The sequence below is a fragment of the Corynebacterium sp. NML180780 genome (genome assembly GCF_007786415.1).
GTDB lineage: Bacteria > Actinomycetota > Actinomycetes > Mycobacteriales > Mycobacteriaceae > Corynebacterium > Corynebacterium gottingense.
Genome location: NZ_VNKN01000009.1, coordinates 44,597 through 69,303 on the forward strand (window position 1 = coordinate 44,597; position 24,707 = coordinate 69,303).

Consider the following 24,707-nt stretch of genomic DNA (forward strand, 5'->3'; position numbering starts at 1 on the left):
AGCAAGGCGCGCCCTCCCCATGGGACCCAGTTGCGCCGGGGCAATCCGACGTATGGTAGTTACACCTTAAGATGGAAGCGGCCCGAAAACCAAACCCGCGTCTTACTCCATGATGTCCGCGGCCCCGCGCTCGAGCAGCTTCTCGGCGGCCTCGCGCCCCAGCGCCGCGGCATCGGTGCCGGTCAACGTCTCCACCAGCTGCGCGGAGCCGTCCACGGCGAAGACGCCAGCGTGGAGCGTCAGCGCGCCGTACTCCCCCAGTTCCGCGTACGCCGCGACCGGGGCGGTGCAGCCCGCCTCGAGCGTGGCCAGCACCTGGCGCTCGGCGGCGGCGCACGCGGTCGCCTCCGCGCTGACAAGCGCGTCGAGCGCTGCGCGCGTCGCCGCGTCGTCCGCCCGGCACTCCACGGCCAGCGCGCCCTGCGCCGGGGCGGGCATGAGCGTCGCCGGGTCGAACACCTCGGTGGCGCGCTCGGCGTACCCGCCGCGGCACAGCCCCGCGTAGGCGAGGATGATCGCGTCCAGCTCGCCGCGCTCGACGTAGCTCATGCGGGTTTCGATGTTGCCGCGGAGCGGGCGAATGTCCAGGTCGGGGCGCAGCGCACGCAGCTGCGAGACGCGCCGCGGCGCCGAAGTGCCCACCTTGGCGCCCTGCGGCAGCTGCGCGATCGTCAGCCCGTCGCGCGCGATGAGCGCTTCGCGGTTGTCCTCGCGCTCCGGGGTGACGAGGTGGAGGCGGGCGTCGCCAGCCGTGGGGAGGTCCTTGAACGAGTGGACGGCCACGTCAACTTCGCCGGACGCGAGGGCGTCGCGAAGCGCGGTGGTGAACACGCCGACGCCGATGCGCTCGACGGGCGACATATTCAGGTCGCCGGCGGTGGTCACGATGTGCAGTTCCGCCTCAGCGCCGCCCGCGATCAGCGCGTCACGCACGTGACCTGCCTGCGTGGTGGCCAGGTGGGACCCGCGGGTACCAATCTTGAGCATCAGTTCTCCTTCGCCTGCAGTTCGTCCGGCCGCGGCAGGCGCTGCGCGTCCACCGCCACCGAGGATCGCCCGAGCCCGAACAGCTCCTCGATCGCCATTTCTACACTCACCGTCTCGGAGGATGCGGCGAGCTCCTTAATCTTCACCGTCGGCGTGTGCAGAAGCTTATCGACGACACGCTTCACCGCCCTACCAACCTGGTCAAACTCCTCCTCGGAGAGGTTGGGCAGGCGCGTGCGCAGCCGTTCGAGCTCCTGCGCCTGCACCTCCGCGGCCGTCCTGCGCAGCCGCGTCACCGCCGGCGTGACGTCACGGACGCGCTGCTCCGAGCTGAACTCCTCGACCTCCTCGCGCACGATGGCCTCCGCCTGCTGCAGCGCGCGGGAATCCTCGCTGTCGTTGTCGCGCAACGTCGCGTGCAGTGACTCGATGTTGATCAGGCGCACGCCGTCGCGCTCGGTGACGGCGTCATCGATGTCGCGCGGCAGGGAAAGGTCCACCAGCACGGTCGGGCCGGACAGGTCCTCGGGGGTGATGGTGAAGTCGTCCGACGCCGTGGCGGAGACGGTGATGTCCGCCCGGCCGATCGCGCCGGCGCGGGCGTTGAAGTCCACGACCTCCGCGGCAACGCCCGCCTCCCGGGCGTGCTCGGCCACGCGCTCGGCGCGCGAGCGCGTCCGGTTCGCAATGATCAGCTTGTCCACGCCGCGCTTGCCCAGGTGGGTGGCGGCCAGCGAGCTCATCGCGCCCGCCCCCAGGACCAGCGCGGTGGTGCCGGAGAAGTCCTCTCTTTCCATCTCGCGCATGGCCTGGTCCAGGCCGAGCGTGACCATGGACGCGCCGGAATCATCAATCGCGGTCTCGCTGTGCACGCGCTTGCCGGTGTGCAGCGCGGTCTGCGCCAGCGAGTGCAGGGCCGGGCCGACGGTGCCGCGCTCGGCGGCGTCCGAGTAGGCGGAGCGCACCTGGCCGATGATCTGCTGCTCCCCCACCACCATGGAGTCCAGCCCCGCAGCCACGGTAAACATGTGCTCCGCAGCGGCGTCGGCGTAGCGCACATAGAGGTAGCCGCGCAGCTCCGCCTCGGGCACGCCTGAGACGTCCGCGAGCACGTGCAGCACGTCCTCGACCCCTGCGTGGAAGGCGGTAGCCACGGTGTAGACCTCGAGACGGTTGCAGGTGGAGATGATCATCGCTTCCGTCAGCGCGGGCCGGGACACCAGCGCCGTCGCCGTGTCGTGCTGCACCGTCTCGTCCATACTCAGCCGCTCCAGCAGCGCCACCGGCGCAGAACGGTGCGACATCCCTACGACGAGCACACTCACACAATCACTCCAGCAATCCAGCCAAATCCAGAAAAAATCAAACTAAAGGATACCCCGCTACGACCTGAGTTCCGCGACGAGGTCGTCCGAGTCTACCTCCCAGCAGGCGAACTCCTCGCCGTCGATCACCACGACGGGGACGCGGTCACCGTACTCGGCGGCGTTGTCGGGGTTGGCGTCGACGTCGATAAGCGAAAGCTCCGCGCCGCACTCTGCCACGAGCGGGCGGATTTGCGCGGCGACGCGGTCGCACGACCCGCAGCCCTCGCGCACCATGAGCTCGACCCTCTTCACGTTTGGTCACTCCCTCTCCACGGAAACCCAAGCGGTACGATATTCCAAAGTTCCAAGCTATCTCACGCGCACCCCCGACCGCGAAAGGCAGGACATGACCGAACACCGCGATCTGCTCGCGTACTGGTCCGTCTCCCACGGAAACTTCCGGCGCTTCCTGGAGGAACTCGCCCTGCCCCCGCTCGACGCCTCCGCCCAACGCACTGCCGGCGAAGCCGCCGCGGCGGCCGCCATCGAGGAAACGTTCGGGCTGACTATCGACGATTTCTCGCTCGGCATCGACTCCGTCGGCGGCGCCTTCAACACCGCCGGCACCCCCACCATCACCCCGCCGGACCCGGACGTGCCGCAGGACACCGAGGCCGCCGCGTTCTTTGATGTGGACAACACCCTCATCCAGGGCTCCTCGCTCATCCTGCTCGCCGAGGGGCTGGCGAGGCGGCGCTTCATCACCGCCGGCGAGCTGTTCCCGGCCCTGCTCAAGCAGATCCGGTACCGGCTGCGCGGTGCGGAGAGCCACTCGGACATCGCCGCGGGGCGCGAGCAGGCGCTGGGGATTGTGAAAGGCAAGCGCGTCGACGAGCTTAAGGCGCTGTGCCAGGAGATCGTGGAGCGCCAGATGCTGGACAAGGCGTACCAGGACACGATCGAGCTGGCCAGCATGCACATCGCCGCGGGCCAGCAGGTGTGGCTGGTCTCCGCCACGCCCGTGCAGATCGGCCAGGCGCTGGCGAAGCGGCTCGGCTTCACCGGCGCGCTGGGCACCGTCGCGGAGGAGCAGGACGGGGTGTTCACGGGGCGGCTGGTCGGCGACATCCTGCACGGCCCCGGCAAGAAGCACGCGGTGGCGGCGCTTGCCGCGATCCAGCGCCTTGACCTGGACAAATGCACGGCCTATTCGGACAGTATCAATGACCTGCCCATGCTCGGCATGGTCGGGGTGCCGGTGGCGGTGAACCCGGACCGGGCGCTGCGCCGCCACGCCCGCGCAGCCGGGTGGGCGGTGCGCGAGTACCGGCCGCTGCGCAAGCTGGCGCGCAGCCGCGTGGCGCTGGGCGTTGCGGGTGCGGTCGCGGTTGCCGGTGTGGCGGGTGTGGCCGCGGCGAGGCGGGGCGCCGACCATACTGATGCGGCTCCTGAAGGATGACGAGACGGCCATGACGAAGATGCGACTAGTCGCCTCTCGCATCTTCGTCATCCGGTCTTCGTCAGCTAGGCCGCACCCCACCCGGCACAGGTGCGCGGGCACGAAAAAGCACCCGCCCCAACGGGAACGGGTGCGGGCCGGCAAGGCCTACTTGCCCAGCTTACGACGCTGAACGCGGGTGCGGCGCAGCATCTTGCGGTGCTTCTTCTTGGACATGCGCTTGCGGCGCTTCTTGATCACAGAACCCATGGGGCTTCCTCGTTTCCTTGGTGTACGTACAGTGCCTGTCAGCGCGACCGCCACCCCGCCAAGCGGGGCGAACGGGCCGGCGTGAGGTGCACACTCCGCAGGGCGTGCGCCGACATCAATGGTTGACAGCATACAGCCCGCCGCGTGTCCAACCAAAAATCCGGCGCCGCCCGCCTTGACTGGAAGCGAGCGGCGCCGGTTGCAGCGCAAGGGCGTTATCCCACGTCGTAGACGGAGGACTCCAGGTACTCATTCACCGCGCCCTCGTTCACACGGAACGACCGACCCACGCGCACGGCCGGCAGCTCGCCGGAGTGCACGAGGCGGTACACCGTCATCTTGGAGACGCGCATGATCTCTGCGACCTCTGCGACTGTCAGGAACTTACCTTTGTCTTCGTTTGCCATAAAATACTTAACCCTTCAGCACGGTCGCGCTGTAGGCTTCCCCTCCCACAGGACGAACACGCACGTGCCTGAACCAGACTATCGTGAAACCAGGGCCGAATGCGACCTGAGTGCCAAAATTTTTCTGTGAGTCCCCAGAGACGCCGCGTCATTGGTGTGAAGAGTGGGACGCAGAGTGCCTATCGACGCCACACCCACCCCCACACACCATCACCCGATCTCCGCGGAACGGTTCACGCAGGCCTCCGTCGCCCGGTAGAACGCGCCGCGCAGCCCGGACTCCTCGAGCTCCCGGATGGCCGCCACCGTCGTCCCGGCCGGCGAGGACACCCCGGCCCGCAGCTCGGTCGGCGTCTGCTCCCCCTCCAGCATCGCGCCGGCGCCGGCGGCCGTGGCGGAGGCGAGCTCGGTGGCGAGGTCGCGGGGCAGGCCGAGGGACACGCCGGCGTCGACAAGCGCCTCTGCGACCAGGAAGAAATAGGCGGGGCCGGAGCCCGAGAGCGCGGTGACCGCATCCATCTGCTTCTCCTTGACCTCGACGAGCTTGCCGGCCGCGGAGAGCAGCTCGCTGATCGCGGCGTGCTGCTCGTCGTCAACGAAGCGGCCGAACGCCGCGGCGAGCACGCCCTTGCCCACCAGCATCGGGGTGTTGGGCATCACGCGCACGATCGGGGTGCCCGCGGCCGAGACGGCCTCCTCCATCGCCTGCAGCGAGATGCCCGCGGCCATGGAGACCAGCACCGTAGCGGAGTCGGAATCGGCGATGTCGGTGCTGATGTCCTCGATGAGGCCGAGGATCTGGCCCGGCTTCACGCACAGGAACGCCACCTGCGATTCGGAGACGGCGCCGTTGTTGTCGTCGGTGACGTTGACGCCGTAGCGGTCGGCGAGCTCGTCGCGGCGCGCCGCCGTGCGGTTCGTGGCCGTGATCTGTTTGGGGTCGATGCCGCTGGCCACCAGGCCGGACAGCAGGGCCTCGCCGATGCTGCCGGCGCCGAGGATGGCAATCTTGCCCTGGAACGTGGGTGCAGTCGTGGATTCCATGGTGGACAGACTAAACCCTCCACCGGCAGTTGCGCTCAGTGGAGGGCTCAGTGGAGGGTTTGTACTGCGGGGGCGTTTAGATCAGCGCCGGGCCAAACGCCATGACCACGGCGGCGATACCCGCCATCGTGACGGTCAGCGCGTCCTTGCCGGTGCGCATCGCGCGCACGCCGAAGATGACGGCGAGGACGGCGACCACGCCCAGGATCGCGGCGACGATGGTGGACATGTGCGCCCAGACCCACTGGAAGGCGAGGAAGCCGAGCACGCCGAGCAGGACGCCGACGAACACCAGCAGGACCAGGACGATGGGGTTGACGCCCTCGTCAACCGGCTCGTCCACCTCCGCTGCCTCCGCTGCTTCCGGCGACTGGACAGGCGCGGCCGGTTCGACGGGGCGCTCCTCGCGCGGCTCGGCGGGCGCGGTTGCCGACGTCTCCGGCGCGACAACCGGGATCTGCGATGTGTCTTCGGTACGCACCGGACGCGACGCGCCAGCAGTCTGAGACTCAGTTTTCGGCTCAGCCTTGGGCGCCACCTTCGGGGCGGACGCGTCGGGGACCTTCCGCAGGACGGCGGTGTCGCCCGCGGACGGCACCTTCGGCTCCGCGGGCTGCTTCGGCTCCGCAGGCTGCTTCGGCTCCGCCGGCTCCGGCGAAACCTTCACCACCTCGACGGGGGCGGAAGCGCCGGTTGGCTTCGCGCCCTTGGGGGGCTGCGGGGGTGCGTCGATAGGCACGTTGGAGTGCTTCGACTCCGGCGGGCGCGCCTCGACCTTCTTCAGGGACCCGGTGAGCTCCGCGACAGACACGCCGCCGTCTTCCAAGCTGCGGCGACGCCGACGGCGCTTGCCTGCCTCGGGGTTGTCCTGCTGGGCCCGGGCAAGAAGCTCCGCAACGGTCAGCTGCCGTTCCTCAGACATTAGGCGTTGTCTCCTTCGTCATCTCCTGGGGCAAGTCCCTGGTCAATCCGCTTCAGAATGACGCCTTCGCGCAACGCCCAAGGACAGATCTCTAACTTATCAAGATTAAGTGCACGCATCGCGGCTTCGGCCACCAGGGCACCCGCGACAATCTGGTGGGAGCGGTCCGAGTTGATGCCCTCGAGCTCCGCGCGGTCCGCCGCTGTCATGCGGGAAATAAAGGCAATGAGCTGGCGCAGCCCCGGGGCGGTGAGTGTGCGCTGCACGTACGGTCCGGCCGAGGAGGGCGCGGCGCCCGTGAGGCGGGCCAGGGAGCGGAACGTCTTGGAGGTGCCGACGGCCAGGCCGGCCTCGCCAAGCGCGCGGAACTCGTCGGCCGGGCCGACGAGCTCGGCGTCGATAAAATCGCGCAGCGCATTAATCTTCTTGCGCTCCGGCGGGTCGGTGTCGAACCACTCGTGGGTCAGACGGCCGGCACCCAGGTTGAGCGACACGGCCAAGTCCGGCACCTCTTCGGTGCCGGTGGACAGCTCAAGGGAGCCGCCGCCGATGTCCAGGTTGGTGATGCGACCGGCGGACCAGCCGTACCAGCGGCGGACCGCCTGGAAGGTGGAACGCGCCTCTTCCTCGCCGGAGATGACCCGCAGCTGCACGCCGGTCTTCTTCTCCACCTTCTTCAGCACCGCGTCTGAGTTCGTCGCCGAACGCACCGCCGAGGTGGCAAACGCGAGCAACTCATCGCACTTGAGCTTGTCGGAGAGGTCCTTGGCCTCTTGCACGGCGTCGATAAGCTTGCTCACGCCCTTGTCCTCGATATTGCCGTCCGCGTCCAGCTGCTCCACAAGTCGCAGGGGCTGCTTCCAATCGCTCATCGGGGTCGGGCGGCCGCCGGAGTGGGCATCTACCGCCACGAGATGGACGGTATTGCTGCCAACATCTAATACACCTAATCGCACACCACTAGGGTAATGGGTCTACCGTGTTGAGGTGTGAATCAGCCAGCTTCGAACCAAGTTTTTCTCGGTTTCCCCGCAGACTCGCCGGCCGGAAAGTCCATCCTGGCCGGGCGCGAAACCCGCCCAGACTTCCCGCACGAATGGTTCGAGTTCGTCCACCCCGACGACCCCACCCACTACTTCAGCCTCGACCTGACCTGGCTGGAATCCACCTGGTCGTGCCGGTTTGGCACGCCCGAGTGCCTGGGCATTGATGAGAGCTTCCCCGTGGTCGGCTGCTGCATCCACGGCGCGTACCTCTCGGACGAGTCGGACCGCGACGACCTCTACAACGCCGTTGCGGAAATGCCGGCGAAGTACTGGCAGCTGCGGCCCGCCGAGACCGACTCCTACATTGCCAACGCCGACCCGACCATCCTGGAGCCGTGGCTGGAGTGGGACGACACCGAGGAAGAGGACGACGGGCCGCACATTAAGACCCGCGTGGTCGACGGCGCGTGCATCTTTGCCAACCGTTCAAAGGAGGGGACGGGGCCGGGGTGCGCCCTGCACCAGTGGGCGATGGCGGAGGGCCGCAACATCATCGGCTCCAAACCGGAAGTGTGCTGGCAGGTGCCGTTTTCGCGCGAGGACGAGTACGAAGAGCGCTCCGACGGCGAGGAGATTCTACGCACCACCATCGGCGAGTACGACCGGCGCCAGTGGGGCGGGGGCGGCGAGGACTTCGACTGGTGGTGCACCAGCGCCCCCAGCTGCCACACCCCCACCGGCAGCGGCTCGGCGACGCCGGTGTGGCAGTCCATGAAGGACGAGCTCACCGCGCTGATCGGCGAGAAGCCCTACGAGATCGTGGCGGCGCACTGCGCGGCGCGCGCGGCGCTACCCGCCGAGGCGAAAGCGGTTCACCCGGCGGCCCGGAAGCAGGCTTAGCCCTCGAACTTGTAGCCCAGGCCGCGGACCGTGACCAGCAGCTTCGGCTTGGACGGCTCCGCCTCGATCTTGGTGCGCAGGCGTTTGACGTGGACGTCGAGCGTCTTCGTGTCGCCGACGTAGTCCGCGCCCCAGATCCGGTCGATGAGCTGGCCGCGGGTGAGGACGCGGCCGGCGTTGCGCATCAGGTACTCCAGGAGGTCGAACTCCTTGAGTGGCATGGGGACGGGCGTGCCGTCGATAAGCACTGTGTGCCGCTCAATGTCCATCTTGACGCGGCCGCCAACGAGGACCTCCTGCTCGGCCGGCTTCGCCTCCTCCGTCTCGCCACCGCGGCGCAGCACGGCGCGGATGCGGGCGATGAGCTCGCGGGTTGAGTACGGCTTGGTCACGTAGTCGTCGGCGCCGAGCTCCAGGCCCACGACCTTGTCAATCTCCGTGTCGCGGGCGGTGACCATGATGATCGGGACCGAGGAGACGGAGCGCAGCGACTTGCACACCTCGGTGCCGGACATGCCCGGCAGCATGAGGTCCAGGAGGACCAGGTCCACGTCGTTGTCGCCGAACTGGTCGAGTGCGCTGGGCCCGTCCTGTGCCACGAGCGTGTCAAAGCCTTCCTTTTGCAGGAGGTAGGCCAGGGGATCAGCCAAAGATTCTTCGTCTTCAACGATCAGGATGGTTGTCACAGGTCTTCCCTTTCCTACTTATTGGCTTTCACTCGACGCATGACGTTACGCACCGGGGTGTTCGTGCCCGACTTCGGCTGCCCCTTGGCCGTCACTGCTGGCTCGCCCGCCGCTTCCGATTCGGCGGCCGCGCGCTCGAGCTCCGCGCGCTCCGCGGCCTGCTCCGGGTCGAAGATCGGCAGCTCAATGGTGAACGTCGATCCCGTTCCGGGCCGGGACCATAGTTTGATGTTACCCCCGTGGTTTGCCACCACGTGCTTCACAATGGCCAAGCCCAGGCCGGTCCCGCCCGTGGAGCGCGAACGGGCCTTGTCCACCCGGTAAAAGCGCTCGAAGACGCGCTTCTGGTCCTCGGGGGCGATGCCGATACCGCGGTCGGTCACGCGCAGGTACAGGACGTTGCCGCGCACCACCTTCTGGGTGATGCTCACCGGCTTGCCGTCGGGCGAGTAGTTCACCGCGTTGGAAACGAGGTTGGACACGGCCGCGGTGAGCAGGGGGCGGTCCCCCATCACGCGCAGCCCGGTGCGTTCCCCGCGGATGAGCTCGATCGAGCGGTTTTCCGCGCCGACGTGGTTGCGCTCGATTGCGTCGTCAATAATCTCGTCCACCCGCACCGGGCTCATGTCCGGGAGCGCCTCCGCGCCCTGCAGCTTGGATAGGGAGATCAGGTCTGTGATCATCTCCCCCATCCGGTGGGCTTCCTTTTGCAGCTTCGCGCCAAAGTAGGTGACCATGTCCGCGTCCGTGGGGTCTTCCATGAGCGCCTCTGCAAGCAGCGCCATGCCGCCGACCGGCGTTTTCAGCTCGTGGGAGACGTTGGCCACGAAGTCGCGGCGCGCGTTTTCCATCCGCACGTTCTCGGATTCGTCGGTGACGTAGACCACGGCGTACGAGTTCTGGGTGAGCGTGAGCGGCTTAATCACGGCGCGCACGTTCCGAATCCGGCTGCCCGTTGCGCGCTGCGGGAGGGCGAGGGCGAGGATGTGCTCCTCTTGGTCGTCGAAGACCTCCTCGGCCACCGCCCACACCTCGGGGTTCACGGTGCCGTCGTGCACGACGGACATGTCGTGGGCGCGAGCGTTGGAAAGCGTGACGCGCCCCGAGCGCTCCATGACGGCGATACCCGTGGGGGAGCCCTGGATAGCCAGGTGATACATCTGGCTGATCGAGCTTGCCTGCGGCTCCGACTCCGCCGTGTACTCCCGGTTGCGCTCGCGCCAACGCAGCGCCCGCCGCAGGATTGGAGCGGCGAGCGCTGCGACTGCGATGCCCAGGAAAAAGGCGATAAGTGGGGTCATGCAGACAACTTTAGGGTCTTACTTCTGCCCCTGGTTTGCCACGGCAGCGGCGCCGGCAGCGGCGGCCTCCGGGTCCAGGTAGGTGCCGCCCGGGTTGAGGACCTTGCCGTCCGCGTCAATCTCGTAGACCAGCGGCATGCCGGTCGGGATGTTCAGCCCGGCAATGTCTTCGTCCGAAATGTTGTCCAGGTACTTGACCAGCGCGCGCAGGGAGTTGCCGTGCGCGGCGATCATCACGGTCTTGCCTTCGAGCACCTGCGGCAGGATGACGTCGACGTAGTACGGCAGGAAACGCTCGACAACGTCCTTGAGGCACTCGGTGCGCGGCACCTCCGGGAGGAAGGCGTAGCGCGGGTCGTGGGTCTGGGAGTACTCGTTCTCCGGGTCGATCTCCGGCGGCGGGGTGCCGTAGGAGCGGCGCCAGGTCATGAACTGCTCCTCGCCGTACTCGTCGCGGATCTCAGCCTTGTTCAGGCCCTGCAGCTTGCCGTAGTGGCGCTCGTTGAGGCGCCAGTTGCGCTCCACCGGGATCCAGTGACGGTCAGCCGCGTTGAGTGCCAGGTTTGCGGTGCGGATCGCGCGGCGCAACAGAGAGGTGAACACCATGTCGGGCAGCACGTTCTGCTCGGCCATGAGCTTGCCTGCGTTGATTGCTTCCTGCTCACCCTGCTCGGTCAAGTTCACGTCGACCCAGCCGGTGAATTGATTGGACTTGTTCCACTCGCTTTGCCCGTGACGGACAAGAATTAGCTTTCCGTTGCTCATGGTTCCCAGCATGCCACGATTCCGTTCAGCATGCGTTCACGTACTCTCATAGACAGACCTTTTAAACCACCATTCGAGGAGGACTTGTGAAGCTCGCCCGCACCCGTAAAGTCGTGGCCGTAGCGCTTTCCGCCGCAGCACTCGCCGCAACTTTCGCCGCCCCCGCTACGGCGCAGGAGCCCGCGCTGGTAGCACCCGGCGGCGCGTTCCGTGTCTTCCCGCAGGAGCCGCAGACCGAGATGCCACTCGAGGGTGCGGCCAACGGGCACATCACCATCCCACCTGAGGCCAGCGTGGCGTCCTGCTCCCAGGGCCCGAGCGGCACGATCCGCGGCGAGCGCGTCCTCCTTATCGCCGGCCACTGCGTGCTCCAGGACAACGAAACCCCGACGTTTAGCACCGAGGCCACCGTCCCCGTCGCCGGCAAATACCCGCGCATCGGCGAGCGCAAAGCCGCCCACAAGCCCACCGAGTACGAGCACACCTTCTGGCCGCACGAGTTCTTCTGGGACACCGTCAACACCGACGACTGGGGCGTCGTGCTTATCGACGATTCCGTGCCCGCCACCAGCATCTCCCAGTCCAGCAACGCGGCCGGCGCCCCGGTGAGTGCCCCCGTGCAGCTGCGCAGCATCCGCGACTACCCCACCCTGCCGGTGAACCAGTTCAGCACGGACAACTTCGGCCAGCCCATCTGTAAGGACGGCGCGACGTCCGGCCGCTCCTGCGGGACGCAGATCGGCCGCAGCCGCAACGGCGTCTACTCCTGGGGCCTGAACTACCAGGGCGGCGACTCCGGCGGCATCAACTACGACCCGAACGACGGCGCCGTCATCGGCGTCACCTCCATGGGCATCGGCCCGCTGGGCAAGGCCCAGCCGGCGGACCGCATCATCGAGGACGCCTACGGCGTGCCCGACGGACACGTCAACGAGGAGTTCACGCTGGAGCAGTCGACGGCCCCGCACGCGGACTACACCTCGCTGAATCAGGAGTTCGACCAGGTCATGAACACAATCCAAGAGGAGAACCCGGAGGTGGAGATCTCCACGCCGAAGGAGGCCTGGGACAAGTCGGTCGCCGTCGCGCAGCAGGACGCCAACACCCTGGCGCAGCGCGCGAGCCAGGTCAACTCCGTGGAGGGCGCGCAGGAAGTGGCAAACATGGCCGGCGCGGCGGCTGACCACCACTCCCAGCAGCTCGCGGTCACTGGGGCGAACTACCTGCTCAACGACGTCCTCGGGCAGGGCCGCCCGCACTAGCCCGCACTAGCCGCCGATGGCGCGGCGGTCGTCCAGCCCGGGCTCAAACTCGGCGATCGTCCGCTCGTAGACGCCGACCAGCGCCTTCGCGCTCTCCTGCCAGCTAAACATGGCGGCGTGCGCGACGGCGGCTTCGCCCATGGGGATGCGCAGGGGGTCGTCGTCAAGCAATGCCCCGAGCGCCTCGGCCCAGCTGGCGGGCTCGTGACCATCCACGAGCACCCCGGTCTCCCCCTCCGCCACCGCGAGCGGCAGCCCGCCCACGCGCGCGGCGACGACGGGGGTGCCGGTGGCCTGCGCCTCGACCGCGACCAGGCCGAACGACTCGTTGTAGCTGGGCACGGCGACGACGTCCGCCGCCTGGTAGATGGACACCAGCTCCTCCGGCGGGCGGGGGCCGAGGAAACGTACGAGACGGCCGAGGCCCTCCTCGCGCGCGAGTTCGCGGTAGCGCTCCACGCTCGTGCCGCTTCCCGACGCCCCGCCGCAGATAATCGCCCGCAACGGCACCTCCGGGTGCGCCCGGTGCAGCTCGCCAAGCGCCCGAATGAGCACCTGCGGCCCCTTAAAGTCCTGCAGCCGCCCCACGAACGCGACGACCTTGGCGTGTAGCGGGATGCCCAGCTGGCGGCGCGCCAGCTCCGTGTTGCGGTTCGTGCCCGGCGTGAACAGCTCAGTGTCCGCGCCCGGGGTGACCACGCTGATCTTGCAGGGGTCCACGTCGTAGTGACGCGAAAGCTGGTCGATTTCGTCGCGGGTGTTCACCACGAGGGTGTCCGCGTTGTCCACCAGCTGCTGCTCGCAGATGCGCCGGGCCTCGCCTTCGGAGCTGCTACTCGACGCCGCGTTCTTCACCGCCGCCCACGTGTGCCCCGTGTGCACGAGCGGGATGCCCGCCAGGTCTGCGAGCAGCCAGCCGACCTGCCCCGAGAGCCAGTAATGGGAATGGATGAGGTCGTAGCGCAGGTCGTGGGCGCGCGTGAACTGGACGACACCGCCCGCGAACGCGGCGAGCTGCGTGGGCAGTTCCTCCTTGTGCAACCCCTCGTAGGGGCCGGCGACGATGTTGATCACCCGGAAGTTCTCGCACACCTGCACCACCTCCCCCTGGCTGGGGCGGGTCGCGCGGGTGTACACGTCCACCTGGACGCCCTGGCGCGCGAGCCCCTTTGCCACGTTAAAGGTGTACACGTTCATTCCGCCGGCATCGCCCACGCCGGGCTGTTCCAGGGGCGAGGTGTGCATGGAGATCATTCCCACGCGCAGTGCATCTGCATCCATAGCGCCCCAGGGTAATGCAGCGCGACCTAGTAGGCGGCGTGCTTGTGCCAGGCGCTGAAGTCGCTGGCCACGTCGGCCGCGAGGTACTGGTAGGCGCGCTTGGTGGGCGCCGCCAGGCGGTCCAGGTCCACCACTGCCCCCTCGGCGAGGTGTCGGTCGTACGGGATTGCATGCACGGCGCGGGTGCGCGACGCGAAGTGCGCAGCGAGCTTGTCCGTATCAATGGTGGGCTTGCCCGGCGCGGCCGCGGAGATGACCACGGTGGAGTTGGCCGCGAGCTGGTCGTAGCCGTGGAGGTTGAGCCAGTCCAGCGTGGCGGCGGCGGACTGGGCACCGTCGAGCGCCGGCGAGGTAACCAGCACGAGCGCGTTGGCCAGGTCCAGCACGCCCGCCATGGCGGAGTGCATGAGACCGGTGCCGCAGTCGGTGAGGATGACGTTGTAGTGGTGCTGCAGGATGTCGATGGAGCGGCGGTAGTCCAGCTCGGAAAACGCCTCGGAGACGGCGGGGTCGCGCTCGGAGCCGATCACCTCGAGCCGGGAGCTGGACTGGTTGGTGTAGGCGCGCACCTGCGGGTAGCGCGAGGTGTCCGGCGCGGCGAGCAGGTCGCGGATGGTCGCCGGGGTAGTCGCCGCGGCGCGCTGGGCGAGCGTGCCCAGGTCCGGGTTGGCGTCGATGGCAATGACGCGGTCGCCGCGGGTCTCGGCGAAGATGCCGCCAAGGGCCACGGTCGTCGTGGTCTTGCCCACGCCGCCCTTGAGGCTCATCACGGCGATGCGGTAGTCGCCGCGGAGGGGTGCGCGGATGGCGTCGATAAGCTGCTCGTGCTCGAGCTCCTTGCGCGAGCCGCCGGGGTTGATCCGGCCGCGCGTGGCGGTGTGGACGAGTTTGCGCCAGCCGCGTTTTGGCGGCGCTTTGACGGGATCGACCAGGTTGGAGTGGTCGAGCGCTTGTGGCGGGACGAGCTCGATTGGGCCGTCACTGAGCGTGGTCACAGAAATCCCCCTTGAATTGTTCCCCCTGAACGTGTGGGCACCAAGCCTAAGGCAGCTGGGGGAAGCGTGCAACGCGAATGCGTTTCGGAGGATGTTCCAAGCGCAAAACTTTCCAAAGTTACGGTTGCGTAGGTTATACTCACATCTACTTATTTCACTATAACTAAGGAGTGACGGTGAGCGCATCCGACGAGAAGGCCTGGATCCAGCAGTACGCGGAGTGGACGGACCCGCACCCTAGGCTGGGCAGCGACACCCTGGTCAGCATGTTCAATGCCAACGTGGCCGCCACCCCGCAGCGCGACGCCACGTGGTTCATGGGCAAGGCACTGACGTACGCGCAGCTCAACGAGAAGGTCACCCGGCTGGCCAACGCGCTTGCCGGGCTCGGCGTGCGCCGCGGCGACCGCGTCGCGCTCGCGCTGCCGAACTGCCCGCAGCACGTCGTGGCGCTGACCGCCGTGCTACGGCTGGGCGCAACCGTGGTGGAACACAACCCGCTCTACACCGCCTACGAGCTGCGCGACCAGTTCATCGACCACGGGGCGAAGGTGGCCATCGTCTTTGACAAGCAGGCGGACACCTTCACCACACTCACCGAAGACACCCCGCTTGAGACCGTCATCTCCGTGAACATGATCGACGAGATGCCCTGGGCCACGCGCGCCGCGCTCTCCGTGCCAGTCGGCCCAATCCGAGACAAGCGCGCGCAGCTCACCGGCCCGGCGCCCGGCACGATCGATATGAAGGACCTCCTGGAGGGGCGCGGCGGCGCGCACGTTGCCAGCCGCGGCGGGGTACCGGCCGGCGAGCCGCCGATCAGCGCCGACGACCCGGCGGTGATCCTGTACACCTCAGGCACGACCGGCGCGCCGAAGGGCGTGCCGCTCACCCACCGCAACATCACTTCCGTGCTCACCGCGGGCGTGTCCTGGCTGGAAAACTGGGGCGCGGTAGAGGAAAAGGTGCTGGGCATCCTGCCCATGTTCCACGTCTACGGCCTTACGCTGAACTACGCGCTGCCGCTCACCTGCGGCGCGCAGATGGTGCTGCTGCCGGCACCCAAGCCGGAGCTATACCAGAAGGCCATCCTGAAGACGCGGCCCACCGTCCTGCCGGGCGTGCCCACCCTGTACGACCGGATCATTGACTGGGCCGTCGAATCCCACGCGGACCTCTCCTCCATCCACACCTCCATCTCCGGCGCGTCCACACTCCCGGCCCACACCATCGAACGGTGGGAGCAGGCCACCGGCGGCCGGCTCATCGAGGGCTACGGGCTCACGGAGACCTCGCCAATTCTGGCGGGCAACACGCTCGACGGCACCCGCCGCCCCGGCTACATCGGCCTCCCCTTCCCCAACACGGAGATCCGCATTGCCAACCCGGACAACCCGGCGGAGACCGTGCCGGACGGCGAGCCCGGCGAGCTCCTCGCGCGCGGCCCCCAGGTGTTCTCCGGATACCTCAACAACCCCGAGGCCACTGAGAAGACCTTCTACCAGGACTGGTTCCGCACCGGCGACATGGCCGTGATGGAGCCGGACGGGTGGATCAAGCTGGTCGCGCGCATCAAGGAGCTCATTATCACCAGCGGCTTCAACGTCTACCCCGACGAGGTCGAACAGGCGATCCGGCAGCACCCGGACGTCACCGACATCGCCGCGGTAGGCCGGCCCCGCGCGGACGGATCCGAGGACGTCGTCGCCTGCGTCACCCTGCGCGACGGCGCGGCGCTCGACCCGGAGGGGCTGAAAACCTTCGCGCGCGAGCGCCTCACCCGGTACAAGGTGCCGCGCACCTTCTACCACTTCGAGGAGTTGGACCGGGACCAGACCGGCAAGATCCGCCGACGGGACGTGCAGCGCACGCTCATCCGGATGTTGGAAGAGGACGGCGCATAACGGAACATTACGGGCAGCAACGAGGCGCAGAAGTTCACAGAAGCCCCACATTCTCCCGTTACGGTAGAGAAAGCTACGGAAGCGTAAGGTGTGGGGCATGTCTTCCACAGTGCATACCTCCGGCGCCGGCAACTCCGGTTCCGCCTTTGACCCGAACCAGGAAAAGCCCTGGCTGCAGTACTACCCGGAGTGGACCGACCACTCCCTGGAATACGGCACCACCACCCTGCCGGAGATGTACCTGCAGAACCTGGAGAAAAACGCGAACAAGCCGGCGGCCACCTTCTTCGGCCGCACGCTCACCTTCGCGGAGCTGGACCGCGACGTCCGCCGCGCCGCCGCCGGACTCAAAGCCTTCGGCGTGCGCGAGGGCGACCGCGTGGCCATCATGCTGCCCAACTGCCCGCAGCACATCGTCGCCTTCTACGCGGTGCAGCTGCTTGGCGCGGTCGTCGTCGAGCACAACCCGCTCTACACCGCCAACGAGCTGCGCCCGCAGTTCGCCGACCACGGCGCGCGCATCGCCATCGTGTGGGACAAGACCGCGGACACGCTGGAGAAGCTACGCCCGGACACGCCGCTGGAGACGGTGATCAGCGTGGACATGACGCGCGCGATGCCGCGCAAGACGCGCCTGGCGCTGCGCATCCCACTGCCCAAGGTGCGCGAGGCGCGCGCACAGCTCACCGGTCCGTGCACCAACACCGTCCCCTTCGAGGCGCTCACCGGCTCCGCCATCGGCGGCGAGGGCGCGGACATTGACATCCCGGAGGCGCTCACCCCGGACTCGCCGGCCGTGATCCTGTACACCTCCGGCACCACCGGCGCGCCGAAGGGCGCGGTGCTCTCGCACAAAAACCTGCACGCAAACCCGGTGCAGGGCCGCGCCTGGGTCAAGGAACTGCAGGAGCCGGGCCAGCGCATGCTGGCCACCCTCCCCTTCTTCCACGCCTACGGCCTCACCTTCTCCCTCACCCTCATGATGCTGGTGGGCAGCGAGCTCAACCTGCTGCCGGCGCCGAAGATGAACCTGATCATGAACGCCCTGAAGAAGCGCCCGCCGACATTCATTCCGGGCGTGCCCACCGTCTTCGAGCGCATTGTGAAGACGGCCCGCGAAAAGCACGTCGACATGTCCAAGGTGCAGGTCGGCTTCTCCGGCGCGTCCTCGCTGCCCGTCGAGGTCATCGAGGAATGGGAGTCGCTCACCGGCGGCCACCTGGTCGAGGGCTACGGGCTCACCGAAACCTCCCCGATCATCGTGGGCAACCCGCGCACCGAGGACCGCCGCCCGGGCTACATCGGCATCCCGTTCCCGGATACGCAGATCCGCATCGCCAACGAGGACAACCTGGACGAGGACATGCCCTTCGGCGAGCCCGGCGAGATCCTGGTGAAGGGCCCGCAGGTCTTCGGCGGCTACTTCAACAACGAGGAAGCCACCGAGAAGGCCTTCCACAACGGCTGGTTCCGCACCGGCGACATGGGCGTGATGGAGGAAGACGGCTTTATCAAGCTCGTCTCGCGCATCAAGGAGCTCATTATCACCGGCGGCTTTAACGTCTACCCGGCCGAGGTCGAGGAGGTCATGCGCAAGCACCGCGACGTGATCGACGTGGCAGTGGTGGGCCGCCCCCGCGAGGACGGCTCCGAGGACGTCGTCGCCTGCGTCACGCTGCGCGACGGCGCCGCGCTCGACCCGGAGGGGCTCAAGGACTTCGCCCGCGAGAACCTCACCCGCTACAAGGTGCCGCGCACCTTCTACCACTTTGAGGAGCTCGCGCGCGATCAGATGGGCAAGATCCGCCGCCGCGAGGTACGCGACGACCTGCTCAACATGCTCAGCTAAGCGGTGGGAGCCCGACCCACACAGGCTCGGGCACCAGCGCCACGCCAAAGCGCTTCTCGACGCCACGCTGCACCCGCCGTGCCAACTCCGCAATATCGTCCGCGGTCGCCTGGCCGCGGTTCGTGAGGGCCAGCGTGTGCTTCGTGGACAAGCGGGCCGGCGCCTCCTCGCCCGGGAAACCGCGCGGGAACCCGGCGCGCTCGATGAGCCAGGCCGCCGACAGCTTCTCCTTTCCGTCCGGCTGCGGGAAGCGCGGCATACCCTCCTCGCCGACCTCGCGCTCGATCGTGTCCGCAACCGACGGGTCCACGACGGGGTTGGTGAAGAAGGAGCCGGCCGACCACGTGTCATGATCCTCCGGGTCCAGCACCATGCCCTTCTTCCGGCGCGTGGCCAGCACGGAGGCGCGCGCCTGCGCCAGCGGGACCTGCTCGCCGCCCAGGTGGCGCAGCGGGGCGGAGAGCTCGCGGCGCTCCAGCTCGATCTCCAGCTCGAGCACGACCGCGCGGTGCGTGAACTTCAGGTTGGAGTACCGGTAGGCCAGCTCCAGGTCGCTTGCGGGCACCCACTCATCGGTGTTGGTCTCGCGGTTCCACAGGCGCACGCGGGTGAGCACCTCGGCGATCTCCGCGCCGTACGCGCCGACGTTTTGCACCGGGGTGGCGCCCGCGGAGCCCGGGATCCCGGAGAGGGCCTCGATACCGCCCAGGCCGCGCTCGACCGCGTAGGCCACCACGTCGTCCCACACCGTGCCCGCGCCGATGCGCAGGGTGGTGCGGGAGGAGGGGGACGACGGGGCGTCGATAAGCGAAATGCCCTCGTTCGCTGCAACCACCGCAACGAGGTCCAGCTCCCCCTCAGCAACGAGCAAATTCGAGCCGCCGCCCACGACCAGCAGTGGCGTGCCCGCGGCGTCCAGGCGCGCGACGGTGGCCGCGAGCTCCTCGGCGGTCGTGCAACGGATCAGGTCAGCGGGGGTGCCGCCGACGCGCAGCGTGGTCAGGGAGGCGAAAGATGAATCAGACACCCCACCAACGGTAGTCTGTTGGGCATGACTGCACGAAGTGAAACCACCGTCACCATCAACCAGCCGGCCGAGAAGGTTGCCGAGGCCTACGCCACCCAGGCGTACTGGGAGTTCATCGCGGAGAAGCTCTCCCCGGAGCCGGGCCAGCTGCACGAGTTCACCGGTGACACCGCCACCCTGTTTGAAGTGCTGCCCAAGTCCATCCTGCCCGAGGCAGCGCAGGCCATGATCAGCCAGGACCTCAAGCTCAAGCGCGTGGTCAACATTGGCAAGCTGGACGGCGCAACCGCCAACCACACCTTCACCGGCGACGTGAAGGGCACCCCGGTCGACTTTTCCGGCGAGATCACCATGACCGGCGAGGGCGACACCACCACCCTCGCCTACGACAACGAGGCCAAGGTAGACATCCCGTTCATGGGCGCCGCACTCGAGCCGAAGGTGGCCGAGGCACTCGAGGAGATCGTGGAAAACGAAGCCAAGCTCACCGAGCAGTGGATCGCGGAGAACCTGTAAATCTCCCCGCACCACCACAACCTCAGGGCGCAGGCCGGCCCCGGCAAGCCGTACGGAGTAATCACCCGCGGCACCACCGGGTACAACCGCCTGCGCCGTTGTGATCGCTGGGCCTTTTACAACCCCGCGATCCGCTCCCTGCTGCGCGGCGCGCGGGAGCCGCTCGCGCTGGACGTGGGCTACGGCGCCTCGCACACCACCACCGTCGAGTGGTCCCGCTGGCTGCGGCGCGTCAATCCGTCTACCCAGGTCGTGGGCCTGGAGATCCACCCCGACCGGGTGCTGCCGCCACGCGACGGCGTTCGCTTCGAGCTCGGCGGATTCGAGCTCGCCGGCTACCGCCCCCACCTCGTGCGCGCCTTCAACGTGCTGCGTCAATACGACGTCGCCGAGGTGGACGAGGCCTGGCGTACCGTCTGCGAACGCCTCGCCCCCGGCGGCATGTTCATCGAAGGCACCTGCGACGAGATCGGCCGCCGCGCCACCTGGGTGCTTCTCGACGCCACCGGCCCCCGCTCCCTCACCCTCGCCTGGGACCCCTTCGACGTCGCCGAACCGGGTGACGTGGCCGAGCGCCTCCCCAAGGCCCTCATCCACCGCAACGTCCCTGGCGAGAAGATCCACGCGCTGCTTACCGACGCCAACGCGGCCTACGCCCACGCCGCCCCCTTCGACCCGTACGGGCCCCGCGTGCGCTGGCGCGAGGCCCGAAAAGAACTCGTGGCCAAGGGGTGGCCCATCCACCCGGTGCGGCGACCCCTGCGCGACAACGTGCTCACCGTGGACTGGGCGGCGGTGGACCCTGCCGTACACTAGGCCGCATGAAAACCGCGTGGAAAGTCATCGTCGGCATCCTTGCCGCACTGCTCGTCCTGCTCCTCATCGCCGAGGGCGGGATCCGCATGTTCATGGCCAACCAGATCACCTCGGAGTTCAACAAGAACGCCGAGACCTCGTCCGCCCAGGGCGGCGGTGACGGCGCGGAGCCCGACGTCTCCTTCGGCCCGCAGCCGGTAATCTTCGGCCTGGTGTCTGGCAAGCTTCCCCACATCGACCTGGACACCCCGTCCACCCTGGTGGTCAACGGCGACCAGGTGACCGGCGACCCCGCCTCGCACATCGTCATGGACAACATCCGCTACGACTCCGGCGACCCCGTCGCCGAGTCGTTCCGCGTAGACACCGAGCTCACCAATGACCTCATCCGCGCGATGCTCAACCAGCAGTTGCAGCAGCAGATGGGCGAGGACTCCTTCCTCAGCGGCGTGATCAACGTCTCCGACGTGAACACCGACCCCGACGCCGGCACCGTCCACATCGAGTTCACCGGAGGGGTGGCCGCGCTGGACCTCAAGCCCATCACCGAGCAGGGCCAGATGCGCTTCGAGGCCACCGGCACCCAGCTGTTCGGCATGGACCTGCCCGAGGAGGCCGCGAGCGCGCTGAGCGACGCCATGAGCCAGGGCATGGAGGACCAGAGCGCCGACGGCATGAACATCCAGGAGTTCAGCGTCGTGCCCGGCGGCGTGCGCGTCACCATGACCGGTGAAAACGTGAACTTTGCGGAGATGCAGAACGCGCAGGGCCAGTACGGCGCCGCGGCCTAGTCCGACTGTGCTCCGGAGCGGGCGAAGACCCGGGCCGCGCCGACTTCCAGCCACGTGATCGCGGCCTCCTCGCCCGGATCGGCGCCGTAGACGGCGACGTCGACGGCGACGTCGACAGGCGTGTCGGGCACCCCGGCGGAGGCCGGGACAGCCAGGCAGGACGCGCCGAGGTGCTCCGCAACCCGCAGCGCGGTATCCGTTGCGCTTGCGGGGCAGACGATGCCCACTGGGACGGTGAGTGACTGGTGGACCGCGATGGCGTCGGCAAGCGCGGCGCCCTGCGCGGCATCGGGGTCGAGCGCGAGCCAGATCTCATCGGCGCCGGACTCGGCGGCCAGGCGCGCCTCCGCCGCCTTGATCACGCTGTGGTGGCGGCCGGTGGGCCAGCCCACGACGGCGATGGCGGGAAGACTGCGGCGGAGCACCTGCGGGATCTGGGTCGGCTCGACGACAAGGCCCGCGCTCCCCCGGTCATCCGGGGCAGCAAACGGGCCACCGGCCAGGAACGTGCCCCGGCGGGTGGCCAGCCACTCGTAGTCGTTCATGCGCCGCTAGTACCCGTAGTTGCCGCGCAGAATGTTATCCAGCTGGGGCTTCACGTCCAGCCAGTACACGCCGATCGCCACCGCGCCGAACCACATGATGAACGGCAGGTGGAGCAGGCAGACCAGGGCGGAGCCACCCAGGATGAGCGCCCACGTGTTCTTGTTCTGCCGGTCCGCCGCGTCAAACGCATCCGCGCGGGTGGACAGCGCAAAGTACACCCCGGCGAAGCCCGCGATCGCCACCGCGAAGAAGAAGAGGGCGCTGAGCATCGTCGGGATGCTCATGATGATCGTGACGGTGCTCAGGTTCGCAAGAGTCGGGGTCATACGTTACTTATCCTCGTCGGCGACAATTTCGCCATCGATAATATCGGGGCGCTGGTTCGCGCCGCCAAACTGCTCCTGCACGCGGGCAAACAGGGACTCGAGGCGCTCGCGCACATCATCGAGCACGCTGTCCGCGCCTTGGCCCGTGGCGGTGCCGGCACCGCCACCGCGCAGCTCGCCGATCTTCTCGTTGAACAGGCCGCGCGCGTCTTCCACGGCCTTCTGCAGCGAGCCCTTCACGTCGTCGGAGAACTCCAGGTCGCGCTGCTGAAACGCCTTAAACTGCTTCTCTGCCTCAGCGACGAAGTTGGAGGCCGCCGCGCGGATCTCGCCCTCGCTATCGGCCTGGTCCAGGCGCTCGCGGGCACTGGTGGTAGCGGACTTCAGCTTCTCCGGCAGGTCTTCCGTGTACTTGCCGGCGTGCTTGCTGATCATCGCGCCGAGGGAGGAGCCGGCGGCAACGATTGCCTGGCCCGCGTCGCGCAGGTTGGCGCGCAGGTCGCCGGACTCGGAGGGGTTGGATGCGGAGTCGAAGGAATTGTCAGCCATGTTAGAAAACCTTTCAGTCGAGTGCGTGAGCGAGTAACAAAGCTAGTAAAAGAGCAGCTGAGACACAGTGTAAATAACCAACCCGGCGAGTGCACCCACGATCGTGCCGTTGAGGCGGATGAACTGCAGATCCTTGCCCACCATGAGCTCGATCTTGTCCGAGGCCTCCGCCCCGTCCCAGCGCTGGATGGTCTCCGCGATGATGCCCACGATCTGGTCCGCGCCGTTCTCAGCGGCGAAGTGCACCACCTTTTCCAGCTTCTGCTCCGCCGACGCGCGCACCTCCGGGTCGTTCGCCAGCTTCCCGCCCCACTCCGCCGCAGCGTCCGCCACCTTGCGGCGCAGCATACTCTGCGGGTCGGTGGCGTTGGCCACGATAGTGTCCGCGAGCTGCTCCCACATGCTGCTTGCCGCGGAGGTGACAGCGGTGGAGCCCATCACGTCGCCCTTGAGCGCCTCGACGCGCGTAATCATCTGGCTATCAAACTGCAGGTCCTGCGCGAACTGGGACAGCTGCCGGCGGATGGCGCGGCGCGCCTCGTGGTTCGGGTCGCGGTCCACCTCCGCCATGAACTTCACCAGCTCGGTATACACCTTCTCCCCCACCAGGTCCTTGGCAAACTTCGGTGCCCAGCGGGGCATGCGGTCGTCGATAAGCGTGACGATGCTCTGCTCCATCCCGTCCAGCTTCGCGCGCGACCAGGCGAGGATGTCCTCGACGATGGGCTCCGCTTTGCCGTCGGCGATGAAGCCCTCGAGCGCGCGGCCGAGCGGCGGACCCCACGTGGGCTCAGCGAGTCGGTCGATGAGCTGGGTGTTGATGAACGCCTCTGCGTCGGCAGGATCGATGCCGCGCACGACGCGGACCGTAAAGTCGCCGACCTCCTGGCTGACCCGCTCGGCGCTGGCGGGGCGGGTGAGCCACGTGCCGACGCGCTGCGGCAGGTTCGCCTCCATCACCTTCTGCGTGATGGTGCGGGCGTTGAGGAAGTTCTCGCTGACGAACTCGCTGAGCGCGTCGGCGACCTGGTCCTTCTTGTTGGGGATAATCGCCGTGTGCGGGATTGGCAGGCCCATGGGATAGCGGAACAGCGCGGTGACGGCGAACCAGTCCGCCAGCCCGCCCACCATGCCGGCTTCCGCCGCGGCACGCACATAGCCCACCCAGGTGGGCGCGCCGTGCGATTGCCACCACGAGCAGGACAGGAAGATCACCGCCATGAGCCCGAGCAGGCTCGTGACAAAGATCTTGTGATTCCGGAGGATCCGCCGCCGCTCTGCCTCGTTCGAGGGCGCGGGCATCATCGCGTGCTGAGACATACCTTGATTATGGCAGCCCGGCCCCGCGCAGTTCGAGTTGCTTAGCGACGCCCCCGTGCACCAAAAATCCCCCGACCGCGGGAAAATTCCGCAGTCGGGGGAAGTGGCGCAGGGCGTGCGGCGCTAGTTCACGCGGCCGGTGGCCTTGCTGTACGCCTTGTAGTCCTTGCGGCCTACGGCGATCAGAATCGCGCCGAGAATCAGGGTCGCGGCGACGACGATCAGGCCGAGGATGAGCAGGATCTGGCTGTAGTCATTCTCTTGTGCGCCGAAGCCGGCGATCATGGCGGAGCCGCCCCAGACGGCGAAGCCGAAGCCGGAGAGGGACGCCAGGATCAGGGCCATCGCGATCCAGGTGGAGAATCGGTTCAGCGAGGAGTGCGGAGCGCCCAGGGAAACCGGGTCGTAGCCCTCGATGTAGGTGTCCGCGAGTGCCGACTTGTACGTCGGGAAAGACTCGCTGCTGATGTCTGCAACTGCGTGCTCGGAAGCCATGATGACTCTTTTCTCTC

Annotated in this window: 27 protein-coding genes; 8 read left to right on the forward strand and 19 right to left on the reverse strand. The window is 67.7% G+C overall.

Features of this window, described 5'->3' with window-relative positions; translation table 11 throughout:
- Nucleotides 1-102: 102 nt before the first annotated feature.
- The 3 genes from hemC to FPP74_RS07560 are packed head-to-tail and all read right to left on the reverse strand — an operon-like array spanning nucleotide 103 to nucleotide 2,588.
- A complete protein-coding gene (hemC, locus tag FPP74_RS07550) occupies nucleotides 103-987 on the reverse strand; it encodes a hydroxymethylbilane synthase (RefSeq protein WP_144717790.1) in 885 nt (294 codons plus the stop codon).
- Nucleotides 987-2,312, reverse strand: coding sequence for a glutamyl-tRNA reductase (locus FPP74_RS07555; RefSeq protein WP_122084627.1), 1,326 nt, complete (start codon nucleotides 2,310-2,312; stop codon nucleotides 987-989). Before FPP74_RS07555 ends, hemC begins: the two co-directional genes overlap by 1 nt.
- Before the next feature lie 57 nt (nucleotides 2,313-2,369).
- Entirely contained in the window at nucleotides 2,370-2,588 is a 219-nt protein-coding gene (locus FPP74_RS07560) for a glutaredoxin family protein (RefSeq protein WP_095275327.1), read from the reverse strand.
- 112 nt (nucleotides 2,589-2,700) lie between these two features.
- On the opposite strand from FPP74_RS07560, the gene FPP74_RS07565 reads away from it, so the two are divergent.
- On the forward strand, nucleotides 2,701-3,753 hold the full coding sequence (locus tag FPP74_RS07565; protein WP_095547054.1) for an HAD-IB family hydrolase: 1,053 nt from the start codon (nucleotides 2,701-2,703) through the stop codon (nucleotides 3,751-3,753).
- A gap of 147 nt (nucleotides 3,754-3,900) precedes the next feature.
- Here the strand turns inward: FPP74_RS07565 and FPP74_RS07570 are convergent, their stop codons facing one another.
- The 5 genes from FPP74_RS07570 to FPP74_RS07590 all read right to left on the reverse strand — a co-directional run bounded on the left by FPP74_RS07570 (nucleotide 3,901) and on the right by FPP74_RS07590 (nucleotide 7,331).
- Nucleotides 3,901-4,002 carry a 30S ribosomal protein bS22 gene (locus FPP74_RS07570; protein WP_003855542.1) on the reverse strand — a complete coding sequence of 34 codons (102 nt, stop codon included), beginning with the start codon at nucleotides 4,000-4,002 and terminating at the stop codon, nucleotides 3,901-3,903.
- A gap of 215 nt (nucleotides 4,003-4,217) precedes the next feature.
- Nucleotides 4,218-4,409, reverse strand: a complete 192-nt coding sequence (locus FPP74_RS07575; protein WP_095275138.1) for a helix-turn-helix domain-containing protein — start codon at nucleotides 4,407-4,409, stop codon at nucleotides 4,218-4,220.
- A 210-nt stretch (nucleotides 4,410-4,619) separates the two neighbouring features.
- Nucleotides 4,620-5,453 (reverse strand): pyrroline-5-carboxylate reductase, encoded by an 834-nt coding sequence (gene proC, locus FPP74_RS07580; RefSeq protein WP_144717792.1) that lies wholly within the window; start codon nucleotides 5,451-5,453, stop codon nucleotides 4,620-4,622.
- Between the two features lie 76 nt (nucleotides 5,454-5,529).
- Complete coding sequence (locus tag FPP74_RS12250; protein WP_186439411.1) at nucleotides 5,530-6,375, reverse strand: hypothetical protein; 846 nt, start codon at nucleotides 6,373-6,375, stop codon at nucleotides 5,530-5,532.
- A complete protein-coding gene (locus FPP74_RS07590; RefSeq protein WP_144717795.1) occupies nucleotides 6,375-7,331 on the reverse strand; it encodes a Ppx/GppA phosphatase family protein in 957 nt (318 codons plus the stop codon). Before FPP74_RS07590 ends, FPP74_RS12250 begins: the two co-directional genes overlap by 1 nt.
- Before the next feature lie 33 nt (nucleotides 7,332-7,364).
- Here FPP74_RS07590 and FPP74_RS07595 point away from each other — a divergent pair, with 33 nt between their 5' ends.
- Nucleotides 7,365-8,261, forward strand: coding sequence for a hypothetical protein (locus FPP74_RS07595; protein WP_095275142.1), 897 nt, complete (start codon nucleotides 7,365-7,367; stop codon nucleotides 8,259-8,261).
- On the opposite strand, the gene FPP74_RS07600 is transcribed toward FPP74_RS07595, so the two are convergent.
- From FPP74_RS07600 to FPP74_RS07610, 3 genes are read right to left on the reverse strand one after another with little or no spacing between them, the layout of a single operon-like run.
- Entirely contained in the window at nucleotides 8,258-8,947 is a 690-nt protein-coding gene (locus FPP74_RS07600) for a response regulator transcription factor (RefSeq protein ID WP_095275143.1), read from the reverse strand. The two genes, FPP74_RS07595 and FPP74_RS07600, sit on opposite strands and share 4 nt — an antisense overlap.
- Nucleotides 8,948-8,961: 14 nt before the next feature.
- Nucleotides 8,962-10,248, reverse strand: a complete 1,287-nt coding sequence (locus FPP74_RS07605) for a cell wall metabolism sensor histidine kinase WalK (protein ID WP_095535219.1) — start codon at nucleotides 10,246-10,248, stop codon at nucleotides 8,962-8,964.
- Between the two features lie 18 nt (nucleotides 10,249-10,266).
- Complete coding sequence (locus FPP74_RS07610; RefSeq protein WP_173783189.1) at nucleotides 10,267-11,013, reverse strand: phosphoglyceromutase; 747 nt, start codon at nucleotides 11,011-11,013, stop codon at nucleotides 10,267-10,269.
- An 86-nt stretch (nucleotides 11,014-11,099) separates the two neighbouring features.
- On the opposite strand from FPP74_RS07610, the gene FPP74_RS07615 reads away from it, so the two are divergent.
- Nucleotides 11,100-12,275, forward strand: coding sequence for a hypothetical protein (locus FPP74_RS07615; RefSeq protein WP_144717797.1), 1,176 nt, complete (start codon nucleotides 11,100-11,102; stop codon nucleotides 12,273-12,275).
- A gap of 6 nt (nucleotides 12,276-12,281) precedes the next feature.
- On the opposite strand, the gene mshA is transcribed toward FPP74_RS07615, so the two are convergent.
- Together mshA and FPP74_RS07625 are read right to left on the reverse strand one after the other, a co-directional pair.
- A complete protein-coding gene (gene mshA / locus FPP74_RS07620) occupies nucleotides 12,282-13,541 on the reverse strand; it encodes a D-inositol-3-phosphate glycosyltransferase (protein ID WP_144717869.1) in 1,260 nt (419 codons plus the stop codon).
- Nucleotides 13,542-13,582: 41 nt separating this feature from the next.
- Entirely contained in the window at nucleotides 13,583-14,551 is a 969-nt protein-coding gene (locus FPP74_RS07625; RefSeq protein WP_095535217.1) for a MinD/ParA family protein, read from the reverse strand.
- A 176-nt stretch (nucleotides 14,552-14,727) separates the two neighbouring features.
- Between FPP74_RS07625 and FPP74_RS07630 the strand changes: the two genes are divergently transcribed.
- Both FPP74_RS07630 and FPP74_RS07635 read left to right on the forward strand, forming a co-directional pair.
- Nucleotides 14,728-16,455 carry a long-chain-fatty-acid--CoA ligase gene (locus tag FPP74_RS07630; protein WP_144717799.1) on the forward strand — a complete coding sequence of 576 codons (1,728 nt, stop codon included), beginning with the start codon at nucleotides 14,728-14,730 and terminating at the stop codon, nucleotides 16,453-16,455.
- Between the two features lie 97 nt (nucleotides 16,456-16,552).
- Nucleotides 16,553-18,304: a long-chain-fatty-acid--CoA ligase gene (locus FPP74_RS07635; RefSeq protein ID WP_144717801.1), complete on the forward strand. Its 1,752-nt coding sequence runs from the start codon at nucleotides 16,553-16,555 to the stop codon at nucleotides 18,302-18,304.
- On the opposite strand, the gene FPP74_RS07640 is transcribed toward FPP74_RS07635, so the two are convergent.
- Nucleotides 18,297-19,394, reverse strand: coding sequence for a UDP-N-acetylmuramate dehydrogenase (locus FPP74_RS07640; protein ID WP_144717871.1), 1,098 nt, complete (start codon nucleotides 19,392-19,394; stop codon nucleotides 18,297-18,299). The genes FPP74_RS07635 and FPP74_RS07640 overlap by 8 nt on opposite strands.
- Between FPP74_RS07640 and FPP74_RS07645 the strand changes: the two genes are divergently transcribed.
- From FPP74_RS07645 to FPP74_RS07655, 3 genes are read left to right on the forward strand one after another with little or no spacing between them, the layout of a single operon-like run.
- Nucleotides 19,356-19,847: a DUF2505 domain-containing protein gene (locus FPP74_RS07645; protein WP_095535335.1), complete on the forward strand. Its 492-nt coding sequence runs from the start codon at nucleotides 19,356-19,358 to the stop codon at nucleotides 19,845-19,847. The two genes, FPP74_RS07640 and FPP74_RS07645, sit on opposite strands and share 39 nt — an antisense overlap.
- On the forward strand, nucleotides 19,848-20,663 hold the full coding sequence (locus FPP74_RS07650) for an SAM-dependent methyltransferase (protein ID WP_095537633.1): 816 nt from the start codon (nucleotides 19,848-19,850) through the stop codon (nucleotides 20,661-20,663).
- A 5-nt stretch (nucleotides 20,664-20,668) separates the two neighbouring features.
- Nucleotides 20,669-21,454 carry a DUF2993 domain-containing protein gene (locus FPP74_RS07655; RefSeq protein ID WP_095535213.1) on the forward strand — a complete coding sequence of 262 codons (786 nt, stop codon included), beginning with the start codon at nucleotides 20,669-20,671 and terminating at the stop codon, nucleotides 21,452-21,454.
- Here the strand turns inward: FPP74_RS07655 and FPP74_RS07660 are convergent.
- The 5 genes from FPP74_RS07660 to FPP74_RS07680 form a co-directional block, all read right to left on the reverse strand.
- A complete protein-coding gene (locus FPP74_RS07660; protein ID WP_144717803.1) occupies nucleotides 21,451-21,999 on the reverse strand; it encodes a hypothetical protein in 549 nt (182 codons plus the stop codon). The two genes, FPP74_RS07655 and FPP74_RS07660, sit on opposite strands and share 4 nt — an antisense overlap.
- Before the next feature lie 6 nt (nucleotides 22,000-22,005).
- Nucleotides 22,006-22,326, reverse strand: a complete 321-nt coding sequence (locus FPP74_RS07665) for a DUF2516 family protein (protein WP_233125689.1) — start codon at nucleotides 22,324-22,326, stop codon at nucleotides 22,006-22,008.
- 3 nt (nucleotides 22,327-22,329) lie between these two features.
- Complete coding sequence (locus FPP74_RS07670) at nucleotides 22,330-22,875, reverse strand: CGLAU_01105 family protein (RefSeq protein WP_095535211.1); 546 nt, start codon at nucleotides 22,873-22,875, stop codon at nucleotides 22,330-22,332.
- A gap of 42 nt (nucleotides 22,876-22,917) precedes the next feature.
- Nucleotides 22,918-24,195: a DUF445 domain-containing protein gene (locus FPP74_RS07675; RefSeq protein WP_144717805.1), complete on the reverse strand. Its 1,278-nt coding sequence runs from the start codon at nucleotides 24,193-24,195 to the stop codon at nucleotides 22,918-22,920.
- Between the two features lie 123 nt (nucleotides 24,196-24,318).
- Complete coding sequence (locus tag FPP74_RS07680; protein ID WP_095275155.1) at nucleotides 24,319-24,690, reverse strand: hypothetical protein; 372 nt, start codon at nucleotides 24,688-24,690, stop codon at nucleotides 24,319-24,321.
- Nucleotides 24,691-24,707 lie beyond the last annotated feature (17 nt).